At 63.8% G+C, this 22,772-nt stretch carries 26 protein-coding genes; 12 read left to right on the top strand and 14 right to left on the bottom strand.

Annotated elements, in window-relative coordinates; translation table 11 throughout:
- Positions 1-123: 123 nt before the first annotated feature.
- Positions 124-714 (bottom strand): polyhydroxyalkanoate synthesis repressor PhaR, encoded by a 591-nt coding sequence (phaR, locus tag ACP2YO_RS47240; RefSeq protein WP_426437963.1) that lies wholly within the window; start codon positions 712-714, stop codon positions 124-126.
- A gap of 312 nt (positions 715-1,026) precedes the next feature.
- On the opposite strand from phaR, the gene ACP2YO_RS47235 reads away from it, so the two are divergent.
- The 3 genes from ACP2YO_RS47235 to ACP2YO_RS47225 all read left to right on the top strand — a co-directional run bounded on the left by ACP2YO_RS47235 (position 1,027) and on the right by ACP2YO_RS47225 (position 4,196).
- Positions 1,027-2,205: an acetyl-CoA C-acetyltransferase gene (locus ACP2YO_RS47235; RefSeq protein ID WP_426437962.1), complete on the top strand. Its 1,179-nt coding sequence runs from the start codon at positions 1,027-1,029 to the stop codon at positions 2,203-2,205.
- A 273-nt stretch (positions 2,206-2,478) separates the two neighbouring features.
- Positions 2,479-3,204: an acetoacetyl-CoA reductase gene (gene phbB, locus ACP2YO_RS47230; protein ID WP_426437961.1), complete on the top strand. Its 726-nt coding sequence runs from the start codon at positions 2,479-2,481 to the stop codon at positions 3,202-3,204.
- Positions 3,205-3,323: 119 nt separating this feature from the next.
- The gene (locus tag ACP2YO_RS47225) at positions 3,324-4,196 is read left to right on the top strand and encodes a DMT family transporter (protein WP_426437960.1); all 873 of its coding nucleotides are present in this window, start codon (positions 3,324-3,326) and stop codon (positions 4,194-4,196) included.
- 89 nt (positions 4,197-4,285) lie between these two features.
- On the opposite strand, the gene ACP2YO_RS47220 is transcribed toward ACP2YO_RS47225, so the two are convergent.
- Both ACP2YO_RS47220 and gloB read right to left on the bottom strand, forming a co-directional pair.
- Positions 4,286-4,720 carry a cupin domain-containing protein gene (locus ACP2YO_RS47220; RefSeq protein ID WP_426437959.1) on the bottom strand — a complete coding sequence of 145 codons (435 nt, stop codon included), beginning with the start codon at positions 4,718-4,720 and terminating at the stop codon, positions 4,286-4,288.
- A complete protein-coding gene (gloB, locus tag ACP2YO_RS47215) occupies positions 4,720-5,487 on the bottom strand; it encodes a hydroxyacylglutathione hydrolase (RefSeq protein WP_426437958.1) in 768 nt (255 codons plus the stop codon). The genes ACP2YO_RS47220 and gloB overlap by 1 nt, the downstream gene beginning before the upstream one ends.
- 131 nt (positions 5,488-5,618) lie before the next feature.
- On the opposite strand from gloB, the gene ACP2YO_RS47210 reads away from it, so the two are divergent.
- On the top strand, positions 5,619-6,347 hold the full coding sequence (locus ACP2YO_RS47210; protein ID WP_426437957.1) for a methyltransferase domain-containing protein: 729 nt from the start codon (positions 5,619-5,621) through the stop codon (positions 6,345-6,347).
- 77 nt (positions 6,348-6,424) lie between these two features.
- Here the strand turns inward: ACP2YO_RS47210 and ACP2YO_RS47205 are convergent, their stop codons facing one another.
- The 5 genes from ACP2YO_RS47205 to ACP2YO_RS47185 form a co-directional block, all read right to left on the bottom strand.
- Positions 6,425-7,189 carry a DUF4167 domain-containing protein gene (locus ACP2YO_RS47205; RefSeq protein WP_426437956.1) on the bottom strand — a complete coding sequence of 255 codons (765 nt, stop codon included), beginning with the start codon at positions 7,187-7,189 and terminating at the stop codon, positions 6,425-6,427.
- A gap of 454 nt (positions 7,190-7,643) precedes the next feature.
- Positions 7,644-8,525, bottom strand: a complete 882-nt coding sequence (gene prmC / locus ACP2YO_RS47200; RefSeq protein WP_426437955.1) for a peptide chain release factor N(5)-glutamine methyltransferase — start codon at positions 8,523-8,525, stop codon at positions 7,644-7,646.
- Between the two features lie 109 nt (positions 8,526-8,634).
- Positions 8,635-9,714, bottom strand: a complete 1,080-nt coding sequence (gene prfA, locus ACP2YO_RS47195) for a peptide chain release factor 1 (protein ID WP_426437954.1) — start codon at positions 9,712-9,714, stop codon at positions 8,635-8,637.
- A gap of 54 nt (positions 9,715-9,768) precedes the next feature.
- Entirely contained in the window at positions 9,769-12,036 is a 2,268-nt protein-coding gene (gene ptsP, locus ACP2YO_RS47190) for a phosphoenolpyruvate--protein phosphotransferase (RefSeq protein ID WP_426437953.1), read from the bottom strand.
- Positions 12,037-12,374: 338 nt separating this feature from the next.
- A complete protein-coding gene (locus ACP2YO_RS47185; protein WP_426437952.1) occupies positions 12,375-13,631 on the bottom strand; it encodes an aspartate kinase in 1,257 nt (418 codons plus the stop codon).
- 197 nt (positions 13,632-13,828) lie between these two features.
- On the opposite strand from ACP2YO_RS47185, the gene ACP2YO_RS47180 reads away from it, so the two are divergent.
- From ACP2YO_RS47180 to ACP2YO_RS47155, 6 genes are all read left to right on the top strand, one after another.
- Entirely contained in the window at positions 13,829-14,296 is a 468-nt protein-coding gene (locus ACP2YO_RS47180; protein ID WP_426437951.1) for a PH domain-containing protein, read from the top strand.
- A gap of 14 nt (positions 14,297-14,310) precedes the next feature.
- A complete protein-coding gene (ubiG, locus tag ACP2YO_RS47175) occupies positions 14,311-15,069 on the top strand; it encodes a bifunctional 2-polyprenyl-6-hydroxyphenol methylase/3-demethylubiquinol 3-O-methyltransferase UbiG (RefSeq protein ID WP_426437950.1) in 759 nt (252 codons plus the stop codon).
- A gap of 98 nt (positions 15,070-15,167) precedes the next feature.
- Positions 15,168-15,449, top strand: coding sequence for a GIY-YIG nuclease family protein (locus tag ACP2YO_RS47170; RefSeq protein ID WP_426437948.1), 282 nt, complete (start codon positions 15,168-15,170; stop codon positions 15,447-15,449).
- A gap of 157 nt (positions 15,450-15,606) precedes the next feature.
- The gene (locus ACP2YO_RS47165; RefSeq protein ID WP_426437949.1) at positions 15,607-15,915 is read left to right on the top strand and encodes a GIY-YIG nuclease family protein; all 309 of its coding nucleotides are present in this window, start codon (positions 15,607-15,609) and stop codon (positions 15,913-15,915) included.
- Between the two features lie 182 nt (positions 15,916-16,097).
- Positions 16,098-16,379, top strand: coding sequence for a GIY-YIG nuclease family protein (locus ACP2YO_RS47160; RefSeq protein WP_426437948.1), 282 nt, complete (start codon positions 16,098-16,100; stop codon positions 16,377-16,379).
- Positions 16,380-16,533: 154 nt separating this feature from the next.
- Positions 16,534-16,758, top strand: a complete 225-nt coding sequence (locus ACP2YO_RS47155) for a GIY-YIG nuclease family protein (RefSeq protein WP_426437947.1) — start codon at positions 16,534-16,536, stop codon at positions 16,756-16,758.
- Here the strand turns inward: ACP2YO_RS47155 and ACP2YO_RS47150 are convergent.
- Genes ACP2YO_RS47150 through ACP2YO_RS47130 form a run of 5 tightly spaced genes read right to left on the bottom strand, consistent with a single transcriptional unit; the run spans position 16,755 to position 19,639 of the window.
- Positions 16,755-17,183, bottom strand: a complete 429-nt coding sequence (locus ACP2YO_RS47150; RefSeq protein WP_426437946.1) for an EamA family transporter — start codon at positions 17,181-17,183, stop codon at positions 16,755-16,757. The genes ACP2YO_RS47155 and ACP2YO_RS47150 overlap by 4 nt on opposite strands.
- On the bottom strand, positions 17,180-17,653 hold the full coding sequence (locus tag ACP2YO_RS47145; protein ID WP_426437945.1) for a DUF1178 family protein: 474 nt from the start codon (positions 17,651-17,653) through the stop codon (positions 17,180-17,182). The genes ACP2YO_RS47150 and ACP2YO_RS47145 overlap by 4 nt, the downstream gene beginning before the upstream one ends.
- Positions 17,650-18,528 carry a carbon-nitrogen hydrolase family protein gene (locus ACP2YO_RS47140; protein WP_426437944.1) on the bottom strand — a complete coding sequence of 293 codons (879 nt, stop codon included), beginning with the start codon at positions 18,526-18,528 and terminating at the stop codon, positions 17,650-17,652. Before ACP2YO_RS47140 ends, ACP2YO_RS47145 begins: the two co-directional genes overlap by 4 nt.
- On the bottom strand, positions 18,528-18,800 hold the full coding sequence (gene grxC / locus ACP2YO_RS47135) for a glutaredoxin 3 (RefSeq protein WP_426437943.1): 273 nt from the start codon (positions 18,798-18,800) through the stop codon (positions 18,528-18,530). Before grxC ends, ACP2YO_RS47140 begins: the two co-directional genes overlap by 1 nt.
- Before the next feature lie 29 nt (positions 18,801-18,829).
- Positions 18,830-19,639 (bottom strand): ComF family protein, encoded by an 810-nt coding sequence (locus tag ACP2YO_RS47130; protein WP_426437942.1) that lies wholly within the window; start codon positions 19,637-19,639, stop codon positions 18,830-18,832.
- Between the two features lie 76 nt (positions 19,640-19,715).
- On the opposite strand from ACP2YO_RS47130, the gene ACP2YO_RS47125 reads away from it, so the two are divergent.
- Positions 19,716-20,558 (top strand): methyltransferase domain-containing protein, encoded by an 843-nt coding sequence (locus ACP2YO_RS47125; RefSeq protein ID WP_426437941.1) that lies wholly within the window; start codon positions 19,716-19,718, stop codon positions 20,556-20,558.
- Between the two features lie 238 nt (positions 20,559-20,796).
- Here ACP2YO_RS47125 and ACP2YO_RS47120 read toward each other — a convergent pair whose 3' ends face one another.
- Positions 20,797-21,207, bottom strand: coding sequence for a (deoxy)nucleoside triphosphate pyrophosphohydrolase (locus ACP2YO_RS47120; protein ID WP_426443492.1), 411 nt, complete (start codon positions 21,205-21,207; stop codon positions 20,797-20,799).
- A 166-nt stretch (positions 21,208-21,373) separates the two neighbouring features.
- On the opposite strand from ACP2YO_RS47120, the gene ACP2YO_RS47115 reads away from it, so the two are divergent.
- The gene (locus ACP2YO_RS47115) at positions 21,374-22,717 is read left to right on the top strand and encodes a TadE/TadG family type IV pilus assembly protein (RefSeq protein WP_426437940.1); all 1,344 of its coding nucleotides are present in this window, start codon (positions 21,374-21,376) and stop codon (positions 22,715-22,717) included.
- The last annotated feature ends 55 nt before the right edge of the window (positions 22,718-22,772 follow it).

Here is a 22,772-nt window from a genome sequence, read left to right as displayed (position 1 = left end):
AAACCGGGACCCATACGCCGCGGCCCTTCAATGAGGCTATCGAGGAGACGCCTCGCATAACCAACGAGCATTTGCGGTTATGGGCCCCGGCTTTCGCCGGGGCGACGATAGAGACGAGAAAACCTACTCGTCCTTCTTTACCGGCTGTGACATGCGCTCGAGGCGTTCCTGCATGTCCTTCATCTGACGGCGGAGGTCGTCGATGTTGTTGTCCTCGACCGCGGGCTCCGCCACCTTCTCCAGCTCCGTGCCGACGCGCGGCGGCACGAACGGCTTGAACATCGAGAAGGTCTGCTGGAACAGCTCCATGTTGCGGCGGACCTGTTCTTGCAGTGGCTCAAACGGCGTGCCGCTCAGTGCGCCCGCGATCTGCTTGCGAAACTTTTCCTGCTCATTGGTCAGCGTCGCGAGCGATTGTTCGAGAAATTTAGGCACCACCATCTGCATGCTGTCGCCGTAGAAGCGGATCAGCTGCCGCAGGAACGTGGTCGGCAGCAGATTCTGTCCGGCCTTGTTTTCCTGTTCGAAGATGATCTGCGCCAGCACGGAGCGGGTGATGTCGTCGCCGCTCTTGGCGTCATAGACGAGGAAATCCTCGCCTTCCTTGACCATCGCGGCGAGATCCTCGAGCGTGACGTAGGTGCTCGTACCGGTATTATAGAGCCGCCGGTTAGCGTATTTTTTGATCGTGGTCGGTTGGTCAGTTTTTGCCATGGGCTCACATTTCAACGCCGAAGGACCTGGAACCCGGCAGCATCGCCGCAGGGCTAAATGCAACGCATCGCAGCAAAGGTAAGCATTTTCAAAGCGGTTCGGCTACCGTTTTGTGCGGCACGGTTAATTCCAAAGCATAGGTATTGCTCAGGAAAGTGCCAAGAGCGTCATTTTGAGTGCGTCGCGACGCGAATAGCGCCACTGGGCAATTGACACGCGATGACTAGGTTAACAGGATAGAATCAAGAGACAGGCCCGCCAACCGGCCGCCCGCCGTCGAGAAACCAAGCTTACAACCAGAAGGAGATGTCCATGTCAGACGATGTTGTCATCGTCAGCGCCGCCCGCACCCCGGTCGGCAGCTTCAACGGCGCGTTCGCCACCACCCCTGCGCATGATCTCGGCGCGATCGCCATCAAGGCGGCGCTGGAGCGCGCGGGTGTTGAGCCGGGTCAGGTCTCGGAAGTCATTATGGGCCAGATCCTTACCGCGGCGCAGGGCCAGAACCCGGCCCGCCAGGCTTCGATCGCGGCCGGCATCCCGGTGGAAAGCCCGGCCTGGGGCGTCAACCAGCTCTGCGGCAGCGGCCTGCGCACCGTCGCACTCGGCTATCAGGCGCTGCTCAACGGCGATTCCTCCATCGTCGTTGCCGGCGGACAGGAATCCATGAGCATGGCCCCGCATGCGCAATATCTGCGCGGCGGCGTCAAGATGGGTAACCTCGAGTTCATCGACACCATGATCAAGGACGGTCTGTGGGACGCCTTCAACGGCTACCACATGGGTAACACCGCCGAGAACGTTGCGCGGCAGTATCAGATCACCCGCGCGCAGCAGGACGAGTTCGCGGTCCACTCGCAGAACAAGGCCGAGGCCGCGCAGAAGGCCGGCAGGTTCAAGGACGAGATCGTCCCCGTCACCATCAAATCGCGCAAGGGTGACATCATCGTGGCCGACGACGAATATCCGCGGCATGGCGCCACCATCGACGCGATGGCCAAGCTGAAGCCGGCTTTCGAAAAGGACGGCACCGTCACTGCCGGCAGCGCGTCGGGCATAAATGACGGCGCGGCCGCCGTGGTGCTGATGACCGCCAAGGAAGCGGCCAGGCAGGGCAAGACCGTGCTGGCCCGCATCGTGTCGTGGGGCCAGGCCGGCGTCGATCCCAAGATCATGGGCACCGGTCCGATTCCCGCTTCGCGCACCGCGCTGAAGAAGGCCGGCTGGAGCGTCGGTGATCTCGACCTGATCGAGGCCAATGAAGCCTTCGCGGCGCAGGCCTGCGCGGTCAACAAGGATCTCGGCTGGGATACCTCCAAGGTCAACGTCAATGGCGGCGCGATCGCGATCGGTCACCCGGTCGGCGCCTCCGGCGCCCGCGTCCTGGTGACGCTGCTGCACGAGATGCAGAAGCGCGACGCCAAGAAGGGCCTCGCCACGCTGTGCATCGGCGGCGGCATGGGCATCGCGATGTGCGTTGCACGCGACTGAACAAAAGGCAGCGAGGCCGGTTAGGTGATGAAAAGATCATCTGTCAACCGCGGCGCGAGCTGATAAACATGATGCCCGGCTTCGCGCCGGGCATTTTTGTTTTTGTGAAAGCATGATCCGGAAAAGTGTGAAGCGGTTTTCCGAAAAGATCATGCTCAAAAAGGGAGCTAAAGCGCGATGACGATTGAACTTGATCTCATCGCGCTTTGTTGAGTGAGTGCAAAGAACCGGAGCTATTCCGGTTTATAAAAGACGGCCAAGGAGGAGACGGACATGGCACGTGTTGCATTGGTGACGGGTGGTACGCGGGGTATCGGAGCCGCGATCAGCAAGGCGCTGAAAGCGGCGGGCTACAAGGTGGCGGCGAGCTACGCCGGCAATGACGCCGCGGCGGAGAAGTTCAAGGCCGATACCGGCATCCCCGTCTACAAATGGGATGTCGCCTCGTTCGACGCCTGCGCGGAGGGCGTGAAGAAGGTCGAGGCTGAACTCGGCCCGATCGATGTCCTGGTGAATAATGCCGGCATCACCCGCGATACCGCCTTCCACAAGATGACGCTTGAGCAGTGGAATGCCGTGATCAACACCAATCTCGGCTCGTTGTTCAACATGACACGCCAAGTGATCGAGGGCATGCGCGCCCGCAAGTTCGGCCGCGTCGTCTCGATCTCCTCGATCAACGGCCAGAAGGGCCAGTTCGGCCAGGTCAATTATTCGGCGGCGAAGGCCGGCGATATCGGTTTCACCAAGGCGCTGGCGATCGAGAACGCCAAGAGCGGCATCACCGTCAATGTGATCGCGCCCGGTTACATCAATACCGAGATGGTGCAGGCGGTGCCGAAGGATGTGCTGGAGAAGAACGTGATCCCGCAGATTCCGGTCAACCGCCTCGGTGAGCCCGAGGAAATCGCGCGCGCGGTCGTGTTCCTGGCCGCTGACGATGCCGGCTTCATCACCGGCTCGACGCTGACCATCAATGGCGGTCAGTATCACGCCTAATGTCGGCGTCGTTGCGCCGCATCCACTATCAATAAAGTTCTCATGCCCGGCCTTGTGCCGGGCATTGACGTCTTTACAAGGGGAGGCCGAAACGAAGACATGCATGGCCGAACGCCCTGATGACTCCCCGCACCGCCACCCTCGTCGGACTGACCGCCATCCTGATGTGGTCGCTGCTGTCGGTCATGACGGTCGCGACCGGAACGATTCCGGCGTTTCAGCTCGCCGCCATGACTTTCGCGATCGGCGCCACGGTTGCGTTTGCGAGCTTCCTGTTTCGCCCGTCCGCCTTCGGCGCGTTGAAGCAGCCGCCGATCGCCTGGATCGTCGGTGTCGGCGGGCTGTTCGGCTATCACGCGCTGTATTTCCTCTCGCTGCGCTTTGCCCCGCCGGCGGAAGCCGGGCTGCTCAATTATCTCTGGCCGCTGCTGATCGTGCTGTTCTCTTCGCTGCTGCCGGGCGAGCGGCTCGCCGCGCATCACATCATCGGCGCGCTGCTCGGCCTTGTCGGAACGGTGCTGCTGCTTGCCGGTAACACCGGAAGCTTCACGCAGGGCCAGATCCCGGGGCTGGCGGCAGCCTTCGTCGCCGCCTTTGTCTGGGCGTCCTACTCGGTGATGTCGCGCCGCCTCAAGGCGGTGCCGACCGACGCGGTGGCGGGCTTCTGTCTGGTGACCGCGCTACTTGCCGCGCTCGTGCACATGCTGGTGGAGACTACGGTCTGGTCGGCGAGCCCGCTGCAATGGCTTGCCATCGTAGCGCTCGGCATCGGCCCGGTCGGCGCGGCGTTCTTCGCCTGGGACATCGGCATGAAGCGCGGTGACATCCGCGTGCTCGGCGCTGCGTCCTATGCCACGCCGTTGCTCTCGACCGCCTTCCTGATTCTTGCCGGCTTCGCACAGCCCAGCGCCAACATCGCGATATCAGCGCTCCTGATCGCCGGCGGCGGCTTGATCGCGGCCAAGGACATGGTGTGGAGGAAGAGAATGTAGGATGGGTGGAGCGCAGCGATACCCATCATCTCGCCGCGCGGGCAAAAGTCGATGGGTATCGCTTCGCTCCACCCATCCTACGAAGCGGACTACGAAGCGGGCTCCCAGCCCTTCGGTGCTAGCTCGAAATTTGCAAACTCGAATCCTGGCGCCACCGTGCAGCCGACCAGTGTCCAGTCGCCGGTGCTCTCCGCGGCCTGCCATGCATCCGCCGGCACGATCGCCTGCGGCCGCTCGCCGGCAGCCACATCGGGACCGAGCCGAATTGTGTGCCGGGTGCAGCCCTCGTGCGCGATCTGCAGAATCAGCGGCGCGCCGGCGTAGTGATGCCAGACCTCGACCGCGTCGATGCGGTGCCAGTGCGAACGCTCGCCGCGTGCCAGCAGGAAATAGATCGCGGTCGAGCACGCGCGCCCGTTGGCGTCGCAGCTCTTGTCGCGAAACGTCTCGCGATAATGACCGCCTTCGGGATGCGGCTTGAGCTCGAGCCGCGCGATGATGTCGGCAGCCGAGGGCTGGGGCATCAGGACTTGTTCTTGCGCTCGCGGAGCTCGCCGAACACCTCGGCCGGACCGGCACCCTTCATGTGCAGTTTGGCCGCGACCGACGGTTCGTCCGCGCGCAGGAACACATTGGCCTTCTTCTCGTCGCCGAGCAGCGTCGGGATCGTCGGCTGGTTCTCGGCGCGCAGTTTGGTCACCTCCGCCGCGCGCGCCTGCAGTGCCGGATTGTCCGGTTCGACGGTCAGCGCGAACTTGACGTTCGAGGCGGTGTATTCGTGACCGCAATAGAGCCGGAAGTCGTCCGGCAGCGCGCGCAGTTTCAGAAGCGAATCCCACATCATGGGGTAGTTGCCTTCGAACACGCGTCCGCATCCGATCGAGAATAGCGTGTCAGCGGCAAACACCGCCTTCTCGCCATCGAACACATAGGAAATATGGTCGAGCGTGTGGCCGGGCGTCTCCACCACCCGGGCCAGGAGGTTGCCAACCTTGATCACGTCACCATTGGCGGTGCGCAGGTCGACATTGGCGATCTTTGCCGATCTGTCGTGCGGTGCGATGACGCGGCAACCGTATTTCTGCTTCAGCTCGGCGACGCCGCCGATATGGTCGCCATGGTGGTGGGTGATCAGGATGTCGGTCAGCGTCCAGCCCTCGCGCTCCAGCGCCTTGATGATCGGGCCGGCCTCGGGCGCATCGATCGACGCCGTCGCCTTGGTTGCGGGATCGTGGATCAGATAACCGAAATTATCGGTGAGGCAGGTGAAGGTGCGAATTTCTGCAGCCATGATATCTCCACGAAGTACCGGGGTGTCGACGCCAACCAACCAAATATAAGGGTGAAATATGGCGTTAACGCTCACGTGGCAACGCAAATTTCCGCGCGCCGCGGCTGAGGGCGGCATGTTAGGTTGGGGTTATGGACGTCATTGACCTCCGGGATTTCTATTCGCAGCGCCTCGGCATCGTGGCGCGGCAGCTGATCAACCGCGGCATCCGTGGCCGATGGCCCGATGCGGAGGGGCAGCGCGTGCTCGGGCTCGGCTATCCGACGCCCTATCTCGGCCTGTTCCGCGAGTCCTGCGAGCGCTGCATTGCCTTCATGCCGGCGGCCCAAGGGGTGTTGAAATGGCCAACCGGGCGGCCGGCGCTGGCGACCCTGATCGATGAATTCTCGATGCCGCTGCAGGATGCCGCGGTCGACCGCGTGCTGCTGGTGCATGCACTGGAAATGTCCGACGATCCCGAGCGGCTGTTGCGCGAGGTCTGGCGGGTGTTGGCGCCGTCGGGGCGGTTGATCGCGGTGATTCCGAATCGCCGCGGCGTGTGGACGCGTACCGACGCCACGCCGTTCGGTCATGGCCGGCCCTATTCGCGTGCGCAAATCACGCAATTGCTGCGGCAGACCTGGTTCACGCCGACCTCGTGGGGCGAGGCGCTATTCGTGCCGCCGGTCGCAAGCGGCTGGTTCCTGCGTTCGGCAATGGCGTGGGAGCGGGTCGGTGCGGCGCTGTCGCTGCCATTCGCCGGCGTGCATATCGTCGAAGCGAGCAAGCAGGTCTACCGCGCGATTCCCGCGCGCCGTGAACGCACGCGGCTGATTCCGTCGCTGCAGCCGGTGCTGGTGCCGTCGTCGACGCGCGGATAACCCAAAGAAAAGGGCGGGTCGCCCACCCTCTACTTTCAGAGTGGCCCCGCCCTGTCTTTTGGAATCGATCCGAGGCCTTATTCGTTGCCCGGATTGAAGTCCTCGCTCGGCGCGGGCTGCGCAGCCATCTCGGGGCGCGGTCCGTTCGGACGGCGGCGACGGCGCGGGAAACGCTCGCCACGCTCGCTGCGTTCAGCACCGCCATTGCCTTCAAAGGCGCCACTGACCGGGGGCTGCGCGCCGCCGGTGATGAAGGATGGCAGGCGATCGACACCGCCGGCATCGGCCAGCACCGGCTGGGGCTGGTTCGGCGGCTGCGGCTGATACTGCTGTGGCTGCGGACGATGCTCGCGTTCGCGGTGCTCGCGCGGCTGGTGGTCACGCTGCTGCTGGTCGCGCTGGTAAAGCTGCTGGCCGTTTTCGCGCACATAGGGTTGCGGCTGCTGCTGCGGCCCGAGGCCCGGCTCCTGGCCGAAGCTCGAATAGCCGTCGCTATCGTCATCGCCGTCGTCGGATTGCGTCACCTCGTTGTCGGGGCGCGGCAGTTGCTGGTTCTGCCGGAACTGCTCCTGGGCGGCCGCAATGATCCGGTAATAGTGTTCGGCGTGCTGGTAGTAGTTCTCGGCGGCGACCGGGTCGCCCGAAGAGCGCGCATCACGAGCGAGCTGGACGTACTTTTCGGCGACGTGCGAGGCAGTGCCGCGGATCTTGATATCGGGCCCGTTCGATTCGTACACCCGTGTCAGGGGATTCTGGCCGCGCCGGTTATTGTTATTGTTGTTGTTGTTATTATTGTTGTTATTGCGGTTGCGCATTCGCTTGTTATTCTGACCGTTTCTCATATGTCGCCTTTATTCCAGCCCTGAAGTTATCAGTTCATAGCCTCGTTCGATTCGGCGCGCAGTTACGCGCACGGAATCGCAATACCGTCCAAATTGGCTTCGATGTCGCCGACCATCTCGTTCAGCAAAGTCGCGTTCAGCAAAGACGCGTTCCCCAACCGCTAGCGGGTCTCGCCGGCGACCTAATCATTCCGCCCGTCGAGACAGGCCCAGTTCTCTCGCGTAAGTCTTCAAGCGCAATAACAGGCTTTCGTTCGCTTGGCGGTCGAGAGCAGCACAGCTCTGGCTATTGCGCTCAATGTGACCTGCGGTTTGGAACCTTTTGATCGGCGGGCTCTCGCTCAAGAGCCCTGGTCATCACCCGTAGGCTACGGGGCCAGTACCGACGTTGTGGCCGGAACGTAGTCGTTCCCGGGGGATATTCCAAGAGGTTTTTTTGCGTTCCAATAGGACTTTATCGGGGCAACCGGCGGGCGGAAACCGCCCGCGGGATGCCTGCCAGGTCGGCCTTGGGCAGCCCGGTTGGGGATAATCCGGCCACCATCATCAGTGCGTCAATGTCCCCGCTTTGACCCTGGCCGGCCTCCACAACGAGGAGGCCGTTCGGGGCCAGCAGGCCCGCGGATTGCGCGATCAGCGCCCGGTAGGCATCGAGCCCGTCCAGGCCTCCGTCGAGCGCCGCGCTCGGGTCATGGTCGCGCACCTCGGTGGCGAGACTGGCGATGTCGGCGGAACGGATATAGGGCGGATTCGAGACGATCAGGTCAAACGGGCCGGTCAGGCCACTGGCATAGTCGCAGGTGATGAAGGTTGCGCGATCGGCAAGCCCGAACTGCGCGGCGTTCTCCTGTGCCGTCGCAAGGGCGTCCGTCGAAATATCGGTGCCGAAGCCCCGCGCGTCGGGCAGTTCGAACAGCAGTGCCAGCAGGATCGCGCCCGAGCCGGTGCCGAGATCGGCTAACCGCAGCGGACGATCGATCGCGCCGTCGGCACGCAGTAGCTCCAGCGCGCGCTCGACCACCGTCTCGGTGTCCGGCCGCGGCACCAGCGTCGCGGCGGAGAGTTTTAGCGGCAGCCCCCAGAACTCCCTGACCCCGAGGATGCGCGCCACCGGCTCGCCGGCCAGGCGACGCCGGGCCAGGGTCTCCAAATGATCTGATTCGGCCGCTGTCAGCGTACGGCTCGCAGCCCTGATCATGCCGGTCAGGTCGAGGCCGAGTGCCGCGCCGACCAGCAGCCGGGCATCGAGCTCGGCGGAGTCGTTGCCGGTGGCCCTGAGACGCGCGGTAAGTGCGCGTCGCGCCGCCTCGATCGTTTGGCCAGCAAAGTGGCTCACGGAAAACACCTTTCCGTAGCCCGGATCGAGCGAAGCGCAATCAGGGAATCGCGCGCGAGGATGGATTGCTCCCGGATTTCGCTTCGCTCCATCCGGGCTACCGACGTGGTCACGCCGCGGCACCTTGCGCCGCAAGTTGCGCGGCCTGGTGCTCGGTGGTCAGCGCGTCGATCAGTTCGCCGATTGCCTCGCCTGCAATCACCTGCGGCAGCTTGTAGAGCGTCAAATTGATGCGGTGGTCGGTGACGCGACCTTGCGGAAAATTATAGGTCCGGATGCGCTCGGAGCGGTCGCCGGAGCCGACCTTCTCCTTGCGGTCGGCTGAACGCACGGCGTCGACGCGCTGGCGCTCGGCATCATAGATGCGCGAGCGCAGGATGTTCATCGCCGAGGCGCGGTTCTTGTGCTGCGAACGGCTGTCCTGCATCATCACCACGATGCCGGTCGGGATGTGGGTGATGCGGATCGCCGATTCGGTCTTGTTGACGTGCTGGCCGCCGGCGCCCTGCGCCCGCATGGTTTCGATCCGCAGATCGTCGGTCTTGATGTCGACGTCGACGTCCTCGACCTCTGGCAGCACCGCGACGGTTGCGGCCGAGGTATGGATGCGGCCCTGGGTCTCGGTATCGGGTACGCGCTGCACGCGATGCACGCCGGATTCGAATTTCAGTTTCGCAAAAGCGCCGCGGCCCTGTACCTCGGCGATGATTTCCTTGTAGCCGCCGACGGTGCCTTCGCTGGCCGAGATCACCTCGACCTTCCAGCCCTGCAAGGCGGCGAAGCGCTCATACATCCGGAACAGGTCGCCGGCGAACAACGAGGCCTCGTCGCCGCCGGTGCCGGCGCGGATTTCCAGCACCACGTTGCGGTCGTCCATGGCGTCCTTGGGCAACAGCGCCACGCGGATCTTCTGCTCGAGCTCGCCGACGCGCGCCTGCAGCGTCTCCAGCTCGGCCTCCGCCATGCTGCGCATCTCGGGATCATCGGCCGAATCCGCCAGCAACGCTTCGGCGCCAGCAAGCTCCGTCCGCGTGGAACGATAAGCCTTCACCGCATCGATCAGCGGATTGAGTTCGGCAAGCTCGCGCGTGATCTGCACGTAACGCTCGGAATTGACCTGGCCGAGCAGCTCGGCCTCCAGCGAAGCGTGGTGGGCGAGCAGGATGTCGAGTTTGGCTTCGGGCAGCATGGCAGATTCTCAAATCGCGGACGATGGAAGGCGGTGGAGGCGACGCGAGCGTCGCTACAAGGCCAGCCCCTCGGCTTCGGCAAACTTCGTCAGCGCTTCGCGGATCGACACGCTGCCGGACGGCGCATCGAGCAGCGGATGGATCATCGCCTCCGCCTTCTTGGCGTCGAGGTCGATGATGAGCGCCTTGACCGGGCCATGGGCGGTCGCCGACAGCGACAGCGAGCGATAGCCGAGCGCGATCAGCGCCAGCGCGCCGATCGGTTTCGACGCCATCTCGCCGCATAGCGAGGCGACCTTCTTGGCGGCTTGCGCCTTGCGCACGATGTCGCGCAGCGCGCGCATGATCGGCGCCGACATGGTGTCGAAACGCTCGGAGACCTTGGCGTTACCGCGGTCGACCGCGAACAGGAACTGGAACAGATCGTTCGAGCCGACCGAGACGAAGTCGACCTTCGCGAGCAGCTCGTCGAGCTGGTAGAGCAGGGCCGGCACTTCCACCATGGTGCCGATATCGATGCGCTCGGGCAGCGAATGGCCGTGCTGGCGCAGATAGGTCAGCTCGCGCTCGACGATCGCCTTGGCCTGGTCGAACTCGGCGACGTCGGAGATCATCGGGAACATGATCTTGAGCGCGCGGCCGCCGCCGGCGCGCAGCAGCGCGCGAATCTGCCCGCGCAACAGGCCGGGGCGGTCGAGGCCGAGCCGGATCGCGCGCCAGCCCAGCGCAGGATTCTCCTCGGTCACCGTCTCCATATAAGGCAGCGCCTTGTCGCCGCCGATGTCGAGCGTGCGGAAGGTGACGGGCTTTGCGCCCGCGGCGTCGAGCACGGTGCGGTACAGCGCGAGCTGGTCGCTGGAGCGCGGCAGGCTCGGGCTCACCATGAACTGCAACTCGGTGCGGAACAGGCCGATGCCGGCGCTGCCGGTGTCCTCGATATGCGGCAGGTCGATGGTCAGGCCGGCATTGATCAGAAGCTCGATCGGCTGGCCGTCCTTGGTGACGCAGGGCTTGTCGCGCAGCGCCGAATATTGCGCCTGCCGCCGTGCGCGGAAGCGGACGCGCTCGGCGTAGGCGGACTCGATCTCGGCGGAAGGGCGCACATAGATATCGCCCGTGATGCCATCGACGATGATGGCATCGCCGGGGTCGGCGATTCCAGGCGCGTTCGGCACCCCGCCGACGGCGGGGATCCCGAGCGCGCGCGCCACGATCGAGACGTGGGAATTCGCGGTGCCTTCCTCCAGCACCAGGCCGCGCAGCCGCTTGCGGTCATAGTCGAGCAGCGCCGCCGGGCCCATCGCGCGGGCGATCAGGATCGCATTGTCGGGCAGTTGCTCGCGCGACGGCGCGTGATCCTGACCGACCAGTTGCCGCATCAGGCGATGGCCGAGATCCTCGAGATCGTGCAGGCGGTCGCGCAAATATGGATCGGTGGAACGCAGCATGCGCGCGCGGGTGTCGGATTGCACGCGTTCGACGGCGGCCTCCGCGGTGAGGCCGGTGGCGACGGCCTCGTGCAGCTTGTGCGACCAGCCCTGGTCGTTGGCGAACATGCGATAGGCTTCCAGCACTTCGCGGTGTTCACCGCCTTCGGCGACGTCGCCGCGCTCCAGCATGCGGTCGAGATCGGCGCGCAGGTTGGTCAGCGCCGTGTCGAGCCGCTTGACCTCCTTCGGCAGATCCTCGGCAATGTAATTGGTGATGACGACGCGCGGCTCGTGCAGCACGACATGACCGAGCGCGATGCCGTCGGAAAGCACCGCGCCGGTCTTGTGCAGCGAGTGCCGCGCCGCGGGCTCCGCGCCGGGCTGCGCCAGGGCTGCGAGCTCGCCGGAGGCGATCATCTCCGCCACCACCATGGCGGTGGTCTGCAGCGCCTCGACCTCTTCCTCGACATAGGTGCGCTTGGCGCGGTTCTGCACCACGAGCACGCCGAGCGTGTTGCCGGCGCGCAGGATCGGCACGCCGAGGAACGAGTGATAGATTTCTTCGCCGGTCTCCGGGCGGTAGGAGAATGCCGGATGGCTCTGCGCGTCGTTGAGGTTCAGCGGCGTCGCCTCGCTGGCGACGAGGCCGACAAGGCCCTCATGCGCGCTCAGCACGGTGCGGTGCACAGCGTCGCGGTTCAGACCCTCGGTGGCGTATAATTCCAGCGTGTTGTCGACCCGCAGCACATAGGTCGAGCAGACCTCGGCCACCATGTTGGCCGCGATCAGCACCACGATCTTGTCGAGGCGTTCCTGAGCGGAGACTTGCTCCGCCATGGTTTCGCGGAGCCGTCTCAACAGGACGCGGGGGCCTCCCGACGCGCTCCGCATGTCCTTCGATCCTCCCCCGCCAAGCCAGCGCACCGAGGGTGCGGCCGCTGGCACAAAACGCATCAAACCCGACAATTTTAGTGATTCGGCGTTGCCGCAAGCGCCGGTCCCCGCCGAATCAGGATCGCCAAAACTGTGGCACAGTTTGCGGCAGCCCACCTGACTGGCCGTATAGCCAATCGAAGCTTGCATTGCCAAGCAAAACGCCTGCCAGTAGCAAATAACGTCTGCGTCAGCCTAATGCTGCGCCCGCTAAGAGAAATTCTAACTCTGGGCCGGCGGGTGTGCAGGCTCTCTTCCCTTCCCCTTTTGGGGGGAAGAGGGTTTGGAGAGGAATCCTACGCCTGATCGAGCCCGTACACCGTGTGCAGGGTGCGCACCGCGAGTTCGGTGTAGGCGGCGTCGATCAGTACCGAGAACTTGATCTCGGAGGTCGTGATGGCGCGGATGTTGATATTGCGCTCCGACAGCGCCTTGAACGCCTTGGCCGCGACGCCGGCATGGCTGCGCATGCCGCTGCCGATCACCGAAACCTTGGCGACGTCGGTCGCGGTGTCGAGCCTGATATAGCCGATCTTCGCCTTGGCAGAGGTAATCGTATCCTTGGCGCGATTATAGTCGGTCGCCGGAACGGTGAAGGTGAGGTCGGTGGTCTTGCCGTCCTCGGACACGTTCTGCACGATCATGTCGACGTTGATATTGGCATCCGCCAGCGGCCCGAAGATCGAGGCGGCGACGCCCGGCTTATCCTCGATCTGGCGCACGGAAATCTGGGCTTCGTCCTTGGAGAAGGCGATGCCGGTGACGACGTGCATTTCCATGATTTCCTCCTCGCTGCAGATCAGCGTGCCCGGCGGCTGGTTGGCGTGCGGGTCGATATCCTCTGGTTTGTCGAAGCTGGAGCGGACGAAGATCGGCATGTTGTGCACCATGCCGAGTTCCACCGAGCGGACCTGCAGCACCTTGGCGCCCTGCGAGGCCAGTTCCAGCATGTCTTCGAAGGCGATCCTGTCGAGCCGGCGCGCCTTCGGCACCACCCGCGGGTCGGTGGTGTAGACGCCATCGACGTCGGTATAGATGTCGCAGCGGTCGGCACGCAGCGCAGCCGCGATCGCCACCGCCGAGGTGTCGGAGCCGCCGCGCCCGAGCGTGGTGATGCGGCCGGTTTGCGGGTTGATGCCCTGGAAGCCGGCGATCACGGCGACTTCCTTGCGGTCCCTGAAGCGGTTGATGATCTCGGTACCGTCGATATCGAGGATGCGCGCCGAGGCGTGGGCATCGGAGGTCTTGATCGGGATCTGCCAGCCCTGCCAGGAGCGCGCCTGGATGCCAATGCCCTGCAGCACGATGGCGAGCAGCCCGGAGGTGACCTGTTCGCCGGAGGCGACGATCGCGTCATATTCACGCGCGTCGTGCATCGGCGAGGCGTCGGTGCACCAGGCGACCAGTTCGTTGGTCTTGCCGGACATCGCCGACACCACGACGGCGACCTCGTGGCCAGCGTCGACCTCGCGCTTCACATGCTGCGCGACATTGCGGATTCGATCAATATTGGCGACGGACGTACCGCCGAATTTCATCACGAGGCGGCCCATGACGACGCGTCTGTTCCTTTAAGAGGATAAGTAGGGTAACCCGCGCCGAAAACCGCAAGCGCAGGCACCGAAACGCGCGTATACATAGCGCCGCGCCCGGGGGCAAGCTGGTTCCTTTGGGTCTCTTGTGGGTGTTTTTGGGGCGTTTCGGGCGGCCGCGGGTGAGCTGTGGCGCTGGGGTAACTCGAGGCGATGGTATGGGGCGTTATATCGACGATATCCTGCAGCCTGGCGAAAAGGTGCTGTATTCGACCAACGCGCACTGGATCTTCTATTGGCCGGCGATCGTGGCCTGGATCGTGGTGGTGGCACTTTTGATCCTGTCGCGGATGGTCGCCGTCGACAGCCTCATGCTGGCATGCCTTGCGTCCGCGGCCGTGGTGGCAATCGCAGCGCTGTACTGGACCATCCAGGCCTGGTTCCACCGCTGGACCACGGAAACCGACGTCACCAATCTCCGCGTCGTGCACAAGACCGGATTCATCAAGCGGCGCACTTTCGAGATGAGCCTCGACAAGGTCGAGAGCGTCGACGTCAACCAGAGCATTTTGGGGCGCATCCTGAACTACGGCGACGTCACCATCCGCGGCGTCGGTGAGGGCTTCGAGAAGATCAAAACCATCGCCTCGCCGTTGGCGTTCCGCAGTTCGATCACCGCGCGATAGGGGCGCGCGCAACCATGGCCATGCAATCAACTGTTTCCACTTCCTCCGCCAGCTCGGTCGATCCGGCCGAGATAGCGAAATTCTCGAAACTGTCGGACGAGTGGTGGGATCCGCGCGGCAAGATGGCGCCGCTGCACAAGATCAATCCGCTGCGGCTGACCTATATCCGCGACGCCGCGTGCCGCAAATTCGAACGCAACGCCAAGAGCCTGAGCTGCCTGTCGGGCCTGCGCATCCTCGACATCGGCTGCGGTGCCGGGCTGTTGTGCGAACCATTCACCCGGCTCGGCGCCCAGGTGATCGGGATCGATCCCTCCGCCAGCAACATCGCCGCGGCGAAACTGCACGCCGACAAGGGCCATCTGTCGATCGACTACCGCTGCACGACGCTGGAGGAGATGGACGTGCGCGAGCGCTTCGACATCGTGCTGGCGATGGAGGTGGTCGAGCACGTCGTCGATGTCGGCGCCTTCCTCAAGCGCTGCGCGGCGATGCTCAAGCCCGGCGGGCTGATGGTGGTCTCGACGCTGAACCGCAACTGGAAGAGCTTTGCGCTGGCGATCGTCGGCGCCGAATATGTGCTGCGCTGGCTGCCGCGCGGCACTCATGAATGGAGCAAGTTCGTCACCCCGCCCGAACTCGCGCGCTATCTCGCCGACGTCAGCTTGACCATCACCGACCAGGCCGGCGTGGTCTACAACCCGCTCGCCGACAAATGGACCATCTCGTCCGACATTGACGTGAACTACATGGTGGTGGCGGAGGACGCGTGAGGGGGTGACGTTCTCTCCACCAACTCGTTGTCGTCCCTGCGAAAGCAGGGACCCATAACCACCCGCCTATGTGATAGGACGAGGTCGTCGTTCCGAGCATGTACTATGTCTACATCCTCGCCAGCCGACGCCATGGCACGCTGTATATCGGCGTGACGAATTCCGTGCAGAAGCGGCTTGAGCAGCACAAGATCGGCAAGGGCTCGTCATTCGTCAAGACCTACGGCGTCTATCGTCTCGTGCACGTCGAATCGTATCAGCGCGCCGAAGAAGCCATCACGCGCGAGAAGCAGCTCAAGAAATGGAAGCGCGACTGGAAGATCGAGCTGATCGAACGCGACAATCCGGAGTGGCAAGACCTTAGTGGTCTACTGGTTTGACGAGTGTGCCCCAAACTGCTCCCTGTGGTTATGGGTCCCTGCTTTCGCAGGGACGACGGGGAGTTTGTGGTGCGAATGGTAAAAATGTGAGACGCTGTTTCCAAACGGGAAGTGTCGTCCCTGCGAAAGCAGGGACCCATAACCACCGGCCCACATGATGGCGCGAGGTCGTCGTTCCGAGCATGTACTACCATGCTACATCCTCGCCAGCCGACGCCATGGCGCGCTGTATATCGGCGTGACGAATTCCGTGCAGAAGCGTCTTGAGCAGCACAAGATCGGCAAGGGCTCGTCATTCGTCAAGACCTACGGCGTCTATCGTCTCGTGCACGTCGAATCGTATCAGCGCGCCGAAGAAGCCATCACGCGCGAGAAGCAGCTCAAGAAATGGAAGCGCGACTGGAAGATCGAGCTGATCGAACGCGACAATCCGGAGTGGCAAGACCTTAGTGGTCTACTGGTTTGACGGGTGTGCCCCAAACTGCTCCCTGTGGTTATGGGTCCCTGCTTTCGCAGGGACGACGGGGAGTTTGTGGTGCGAATGGTAAAAATGTGAGACGCTGTTTCCAAACGGGAAGTGTCGTCCCTGCGAAAGCAGGGACCCATAACCACCGGCCCACATGATGGCGCGAGGTCGTCGTTCCGAGCATGTACTATGTCTACATCCTCGCCAGCCGACGCCACGGCACGCTGTATATCGGCGTGACGAATTCCGTGCAGAAGCGGCTTGAGCAGCACAAGATCGGCAAGGGCTCGTCATTCGTCAAGACCTACGGCGTCTATCGTCTCGTGCACGTCGAATCGTATCAGCGCGCCGAAGAAGCCATCACGCGCGAGAAGCAGCTCAAGAAATGGAAGCGCGACTGGAAGATCGAGCTGATCGAACGCGACAATCCGGAGTGGCAAGACCTTAGTGGTCTACTGGTTTGACGGGTGTGCCCCAAACTGCTCCCTGTGGTTATGGGTCCCTGCTTTCGCAGGGACGACGGGGAGTTTGCGGTGCGAATGGTAAAAATGTGAGACGCTGTTTCCAAACGGGAAGTGTCGTCCCTGCGAAAGCAGGGACCCATAACCACCGGCCCACATGATGGCGCGAGGTCCGCGTTCCGAGCATGTACTACCATGCTACATCCTCGCCAGCCGACGCCATGGCGCGCTGTATATCGGCGTGACGAATTCCGTGCAGAAGCGGCTTGAGCAGCACAAGATCGGCAAGGGCTCGTCGTGTTGCGCTGCTGATTGCCGCGTAGTCATTTTTGACGCGATTTCTTCGCGCGAACCGGTGTCCACTTCGCTCGAAAACGCTTAACCTTTCGCCGCGATCAGCACGGCGCCGGCCGAGATCAGCGCAATCCCGATCCAGCCGTAGAACGAAGGACGCTCGCCGAGAAAGACGACGCCGAACAGCGCCACCAGCACGACGCTCAATTTGTCGATCGGTGCGACCAGTGTCGCGGGGCCAAGCTTGAGCGCGCGAAAATAGCAGATCCAGGATGCGCCGGTGCCGAGCCCGGAGAACAGCAGGAACAGCCAGCTTTTGCCTGAGATCGGTCCCGCCTGGGTGAATTGTCCGGTCGCGAACAGGATTGCTGATAACGTGATCAGCACGATCACGGTGCGGATCAGGGTGGCGAGATCGGAGTTGATGCCTTCGACGCCGACCTTGGCGAAGATCGCGGTGAGAGCTGCGAAGAATGCCGAGAGCAGCGCCCAGACTTGCCAGCTAAATGTCAATTCCTGTCGTCCGGCAGGGTCGGCAGCGGCGAGACCTCGACACCTTCGTCGACCAGCGCACGCGCCTCTTCGGGCGACGCCTCGCCGTAGATCGGGCGATGCTCGATGTCGCCGTAATGCATTTTGCGCGCTTCGTTGGGGAAGCGCTCGCCGACATTGTCGGCGTTCTTCACGATGTGGTCGCGCAGCTCCTTCAGCTTGACGCGCAGTTCGCGCTCCTGCGCCATCATCAGCGAGGTCGATTCGGTCGCCGGCACCTCGGCAGGCGGTGCGGTCACTTCGGGCGCAGCCTTGTCGCGGCCCTTCTTGCCGACGATCCGCGGGGCCATGATGGCGCGCTCGACCTTGGCCGAGCCGCAGGCCGGGCAGTTGATCAGATGACGCCGCTCCTGCGTTTCGTAGGCCGACGAGCTCTGGAACCAGCTCTCGAACTCGTGGCCGGTCTCGCAGCGCAGGGTGTAGCGGATCATGCCGAGCCCCGGACGAGGTGCAGATGCTCCGGGCCGGCCTTGGGGTCGGCGATGCCGAAGCGCCGTCCGTGCTGCAGCGAGGGGATGGTCTTGCGCGCGGTCTCGACCTTGGCGGTATCGATCCTGGCGAGGAACACGCCGGGCTCGACGCCGCCCTCGGCAAGAATCTCGCCCCAGGGGTCGATGATCAGCGAATGGCCGAAGGTCTCGCGCTTGTTCTCATGCAGGCCGGCCTGGGCGGCAGCGAACACGAAGCAGCCGGTCTCGATGGCGCGGGCGCGCAGCAGGGTGTGCCAATGCGCTTCGCCGGTCTTGCGGGTGAAGGCCGAGGGCACCGTGAGGAACGACGCACCGGCCTCGGCCAGCGCGCGATAGAGCGCCGGGAAGCGCACATCGTAGCAGATGGTCAGCCCGATCCGGCCCCATGGCAGGTCCGAGATCACGGCGGTCTCGCCCGGCTGGTAGTTCGCGGATTCGCGATAGCTCTCGCCGCCGGGCAGGTCGATGTCGAACATATGGATCTTGTCGTAGCTCGCCAACAGATTGCCGTCAGGCCCGATCAGGAACGAGCGGTTCACGGCCTTTTCCGGCGAGAAGCGCAGCGCCAGCGAGCCGATATGCAGATGAATCTTCAGCTCGGCGGCGAGCGCACGATAGGCCTTCAGCGATTTGTCGTCCTCTTCGCTGGCCAGATGCTCGAACAGCGCCTTGCGATTGAGCTGCATCATGTTGCTGACTTCGGGCGTCAGCACATAGTCAGCGCCCTGCGCTGCCGCTTCACGGATCAGCCGTGTACCCTGCTCCAGGCTCGGCTCGGGCAACAGGCCGGTGCGCATCTGCACCATGGCGGCGGTGAAGGTCATGTCCGTGCTCATCAGGCGCCGCCTCCGTTGGTCAACAGGCCGTCGAGCTTGCCCTCGCGGTCGAGCGCATAGAGCTCATCGCAGCCGCCGATATGGCTCTTGCCGATGAAGATCTGGGGAAACGTCGAGCCGGCGCCGGCGCGGCCGTACATCTCGTCACGGTAGGCGGCGTTGCTGGCGACGTTCAGTTCCGTGAAGGCGGCGTTCTTGCGCGTCAGCAGCGATTTGGCTGCGCTGCAGTAACCGCAGCCCGGTCGGGTGTAGATTTCAATGGCAGCGGTCATGGTGCGCTCGGGTGAACCTGGATGTCAGATTATATGGGAGCACGGTGGCTCTCGACAACCCGGGCGAACACCAGCACGTCGACCTGTGCCGCTTTCGCCCGCAACAGTGCCCGCGCGCAGGCATCCACCGTCGCGCCCGAGGTCAGGACGTCGTCGACCAGGATGATTCGGCGGCCCTGGATGTCAGCCTTGCGTTCATCTGTGACCTTGAAAGCGCCCTGGACGTTGCTGGCGCGTTGCGGGCGTGACAGCCCGATCTGCTGCTCGGTGGCGCGGACGCGCCGGAGCGCCTCGGAGCCCATCTTGACGCCGCTCTGCCGCGAAATCACCTTGGCCAGCGCGCCAGACTGGTTGTAGCGCCGGCTCCAGCCGCGTTTCCAGTGCAGGGGAACCGGAACCAACACATCGGCATCGTCCAGCATTTCCTTCCCCGCCCGCGCCATCCAGCGACCCATAATGGGCGCCAAATCGGTGCGGTCCTGGTATTTCAGCGTATGCACCAGCGTGCGCGCGATATCGTCATAGCGCACCGCGGCGCGAGCGCGCTGGTACGTCGGCGGATTGGCAATCGCTTCCATCGACAGCAGCTCGGGACCAGGATCATAAACGAAGGGTATGCCGAGCCGCGGGCAGTATGGCGGCGCGATAAACGACAGTTTCGACCAGCACGCCGCGCAGACACCTTCGCCGGCGACCGGCTCGCGGCATGACACGCACAGCGTCGGCAGCGCGATGTCGAGCGCCAGGCGCGCCGTGTGCATCCATGCGCCGCCGACAGCGCCGAGCGCGCTGCGCAGATGGCTCGCGACGGAGCGTGACGGGGATACCTCGGCGTCCATGGCAGCAGGCTAGCGCCGCGATGGGCCAAGCTCAACCCGGATTGTCAGCAGCAATCGTCCGGCGTAACCAGCCGGCATGGTTTCGAATCCGCCGGCAGCCCCCGTTCTGTTCGACCGCGCATTGCTTGGCGGGCGGCTAGAACGTGCGCGGCGCGAGGGCGCGGTGACGTTCCTGCTCGATCGCGCCGCGGAGGATTTGGCCGACCGGCTGCTTGCGGTGGCGCGGCCGTTTGCGACGGCGGCCGACATCTGGACGCCGGGTCCGGGGCTCGTGGAGGCGGTGCAGGGGCGCCTCAGTGCGATCAAGCGGATCGAGCTCGGCGAATCGGAGGCGCTTTCCTTGCCGTCAGAGTCGCTCGACCTTGTGGTCTCGGCGCTGGCCTTCCAGTTCGTCAACGATCTCCCCGGCGTACTGGCGCAAATCGGCCGCGCGCTGAAGCCGGACGGGCTGCTGCTCGCGGCCATGCTCGGCGGCGACACGCTGACTGAACTCCGACAGAGTTTTGCTGCGGCGGAGGCCGAATGCGAGGGTGGCGTGTCGCCGCGCGTCGCGCCGTTCGCCGATCTGCGCGATATCGGCGCGCTGTTGCAGCGGGCGGGCTTCGCGCTGCCTGTGACCGATGTCGACCGCGTCGTGGTGCGCTACGACAGCGCATTCGCGCTGATGCAGGACTTGCGGCGCATGGGCGCAACCAATGTCTTGCACGAGCGCCGCCGCATCCCGACCCGCCGCGCCACCATGCTGCGCATGGCGGAGATCTACGCCGAACGCTTTGCCGACGCCGATGGCCGCATCCGCGCCACCTTCGATATCGTCTGGCTGTCCGGCTGGGCGCCGCATGACAGCCAGCCGAAGCCGCTGAAGCCGGGCTCGGCAAAGGCGAGCCTGGAGGCCGCGGTGAAGGGGACGAAACGCTAGGGACGCACAGCGTCAGGGCTCCCTCTCCCGCTTGCGGAGAAGAGTTAAGGCGAGGGATGCTGGACGATTTCGGAATATTGGAAAAATATCGCTGATTTGCCCGACGTGTCAAGTTGCCCTGTCGAACGCCGGCGGCCGCCGGCTACTTTGCATGGGGTTGTTTTCGATATTTTTCAGCGTGCCCGCGCGACGGCCCCACGAAGGGGAGGTGGCAGAGCGCGCGCATCACGAGTTCAGCTCACATCAACAGATCGATCAGATGCGGCAACAGCGGAATGTCCGCTGGCGGCATCGGGTAGTCGCGGAGCTTGTTGGGGCGAACCCAGGCGAGGTTCTGGCCCTCGCGCGCCATCGCGATACCCTCCCAGCGGCGGCAGATGTACAGCGGCATCAGGAGGTGAAAGGTCTCGTAGGCGTGGCTGGCAAAGGTCAGCGGCGCGAGACACGGCTCGCTCACCGTGATGCCGATCTCCTCGTGCAGCTCGCGGATCAGGGTCTGTTCCGGCCGCTCGCCGGGTTCGAGCTTGCCGCCCGGGAATTCCCACAGGCCGGCGAGCGCCTTGCCTTCCGGACGCTGCGCCAGCAGCACGCGGTTGTCGGCATCGACCAGCGCGCAGGCAATGACGAGGGTGAGCTTGAGATCGGCCATATCGGGCTTGTCTTCCGGCGCGTGGAGCAAGCTTTCCTTAACCAGCAACGCTCTGCGGGCCAAACGATTTGTTTCCGCTCGCCTTTCTGCGATCGCGATAAGTTCCCCTTAATGCGCTACCGGCAAAATGAGGGTACCCATAGAAACTCATATACCCATAAAAGCCATGCGTTTCCTGATGTTGATCCTCCGCTGCTTTCGCAGCGATCGTTCGGGCAATGTCGCGATCATCTTTGCCCTTCTGTTGCTGCCGATGGTCGTCGCCGTCGGATGCGCAGTCGACTATTCCCGTGCCAACCAGATCCGCACCAAACTGCAGTCGGCCGCTGATGCCGCGAGCGTCGGATCGATCGCCAAGGCGTCAGCGGGTTTCATCGCTGCCGGTGCGATGACCTCGGATGGTCCGGTCCCGGCGGGCGCCGCCGACGCCACCAAGATATTCAACGGCAATGTCTTCAACCAGAACGGCTTCACGCTCGGCGGCGTGACGCCGGCCGTCACCAAGACTGGCGGCACCCTCACCTCGACGGTGCAATTCTCGGCCACCGTCCCGACCATGTTCCTCGGCCTGGTGGGCTCCAGGACGATCACCGTGACGGGCACATCCAGCTCCACCGCCAACATGCCGCTCTACATCGACTTCTATCTGCTGCTCGACAATTCGCCGTCGATGGGCGTTGCGGCGACCCCGACCGATGTGACGACCATGGTCAATGCGACGGCGTCAATGCCTTCGGATCAAAGCTGCGCCTTCGCCTGTCACGACTACAATAACGCGAACAACTATTACAATCTCGCCAAGACGCTCGGCGTCACCACCCGGATCGACGTGCTGCGCAGCGCGACCCAGCAGTTGATGGACACGGCGGCAGCGACCGCGACCTATTCCAGTCAATTCCGGATGGCGATCTACGATTTTGGCGCCTCGTCGGCGACCATCGGTCTGCGCGCGCTGTTCTCGCTGTCGACAAGCCTGTCGAGCGCCAAGACCGCAGCCGGCAACATCGACCTGATGGGAGTCTACGGCAACAACGACGCCTACACCGCGGACAAGGACTCGCAGTTCTCGACGGTGCTTCCGGCCATCAACAATACAATCAGTGCGCCGGGAACCGGAACGTCGTCGTCGCCGCTGAAATACCTGTTCTTTGTCTCCGACGGTGTGGCTGATGAAGCCAATACAGCCTGCCTGAAACCGCTCAGCGGCGCCAATCGCTGCCAGTCGCCGATCAATCCCGCGCTCTGCACCGCGATCAAGGCTCGCGGCATCAAGATCGCCGTGCTCTACACCACCTATCTGCAGCTGCCGACCAACAGCTGGTACATGAGCTGGATCGATCCCTTCAATCAGGGTCCGTTCGGTCCCTCGCCCAACAGCCAGATCGCGCAGAACATGCAGGCTTGCGCCTCGCCCGGCTTTTATTTCGAGGTCAGCCCGACCCAGGGTATTTCGGATGCGATGACCGCACTGTTCAAGAAGGCCGTCGCCGACGCGCGGATCTCGAGCTGACACCGCCCGCCGCATCGAAACCATTTCACCGTCACCCTGAGGTGGTCGCTTCTTC

The sequence above is a fragment of the Bradyrhizobium genosp. P genome, from assembly GCF_049949265.1.
Classification (GTDB): domain Bacteria; phylum Pseudomonadota; class Alphaproteobacteria; order Rhizobiales; family Xanthobacteraceae; genus Bradyrhizobium.
The sequence above is the reverse complement of the archived record's forward strand: the minus strand, read 5'-3'. Positions and strand labels throughout refer to the sequence as shown.

Coding starts and splice junctions, on each gene's coding strand:
- phaR (WP_426437963.1), bottom strand. CDS start 714: ATGGCAAAAACTGACCAACCGACCACGATCAAAAAATACGCTAACCGG.
- ACP2YO_RS47235 (WP_426437962.1), top strand. CDS start 1,027: ATGTCAGACGATGTTGTCATCGTCAGCGCCGCCCGCACCCCGGTCGGC.
- phbB (WP_426437961.1), top strand. CDS start 2,479: ATGGCACGTGTTGCATTGGTGACGGGTGGTACGCGGGGTATCGGAGCC.
- ACP2YO_RS47225 (WP_426437960.1), top strand. CDS start 3,324: ATGACTCCCCGCACCGCCACCCTCGTCGGACTGACCGCCATCCTGATG.
- ACP2YO_RS47220 (WP_426437959.1), bottom strand. CDS start 4,720: ATGCCCCAGCCCTCGGCTGCCGACATCATCGCGCGGCTCGAGCTCAAG.
- gloB (WP_426437958.1), bottom strand. CDS start 5,487: ATGGCTGCAGAAATTCGCACCTTCACCTGCCTCACCGATAATTTCGGT.
- ACP2YO_RS47210 (WP_426437957.1), top strand. CDS start 5,619: ATGGACGTCATTGACCTCCGGGATTTCTATTCGCAGCGCCTCGGCATC.
- ACP2YO_RS47205 (WP_426437956.1), bottom strand. CDS start 7,189: ATGAGAAACGGTCAGAATAACAAGCGAATGCGCAACCGCAATAACAAC.
- prfA (WP_426437954.1), bottom strand. CDS start 9,714: ATGCTGCCCGAAGCCAAACTCGACATCCTGCTCGCCCACCACGCTTCG.
- ptsP (WP_426437953.1), bottom strand. CDS start 12,036: ATGCGGAGCGCGTCGGGAGGCCCCCGCGTCCTGTTGAGACGGCTCCGC.
- ACP2YO_RS47185 (WP_426437952.1), bottom strand. CDS start 13,631: ATGGGCCGCCTCGTGATGAAATTCGGCGGTACGTCCGTCGCCAATATT.
- ACP2YO_RS47180 (WP_426437951.1), top strand. CDS start 13,829: ATGGGGCGTTATATCGACGATATCCTGCAGCCTGGCGAAAAGGTGCTG.
- ubiG (WP_426437950.1), top strand. CDS start 14,311: ATGGCCATGCAATCAACTGTTTCCACTTCCTCCGCCAGCTCGGTCGAT.
- ACP2YO_RS47170 (WP_426437948.1), top strand. CDS start 15,168: ATGTACTATGTCTACATCCTCGCCAGCCGACGCCATGGCACGCTGTAT.
- ACP2YO_RS47165 (WP_426437949.1), top strand. CDS start 15,607: ATGGCGCGAGGTCGTCGTTCCGAGCATGTACTACCATGCTACATCCTC.
- ACP2YO_RS47160 (WP_426437948.1), top strand. CDS start 16,098: ATGTACTATGTCTACATCCTCGCCAGCCGACGCCACGGCACGCTGTAT.
- ACP2YO_RS47155 (WP_426437947.1), top strand. CDS start 16,534: ATGATGGCGCGAGGTCCGCGTTCCGAGCATGTACTACCATGCTACATC.
- ACP2YO_RS47145 (WP_426437945.1), bottom strand. CDS start 17,653: ATGATCCGCTACACCCTGCGCTGCGAGACCGGCCACGAGTTCGAGAGC.
- ACP2YO_RS47140 (WP_426437944.1), bottom strand. CDS start 18,528: ATGAGCACGGACATGACCTTCACCGCCGCCATGGTGCAGATGCGCACC.
- grxC (WP_426437943.1), bottom strand. CDS start 18,800: ATGACCGCTGCCATTGAAATCTACACCCGACCGGGCTGCGGTTACTGC.
- ACP2YO_RS47130 (WP_426437942.1), bottom strand. CDS start 19,639: ATGGACGCCGAGGTATCCCCGTCACGCTCCGTCGCGAGCCATCTGCGC.
- ACP2YO_RS47125 (WP_426437941.1), top strand. CDS start 19,716: ATGGTTTCGAATCCGCCGGCAGCCCCCGTTCTGTTCGACCGCGCATTG.
- ACP2YO_RS47120 (WP_426443492.1), bottom strand. CDS start 21,207: ATGGCCGATCTCAAGCTCACCCTCGTCATTGCCTGCGCGCTGGTCGAT.
- ACP2YO_RS47115 (WP_426437940.1), top strand. CDS start 21,374: ATGCGTTTCCTGATGTTGATCCTCCGCTGCTTTCGCAGCGATCGTTCG.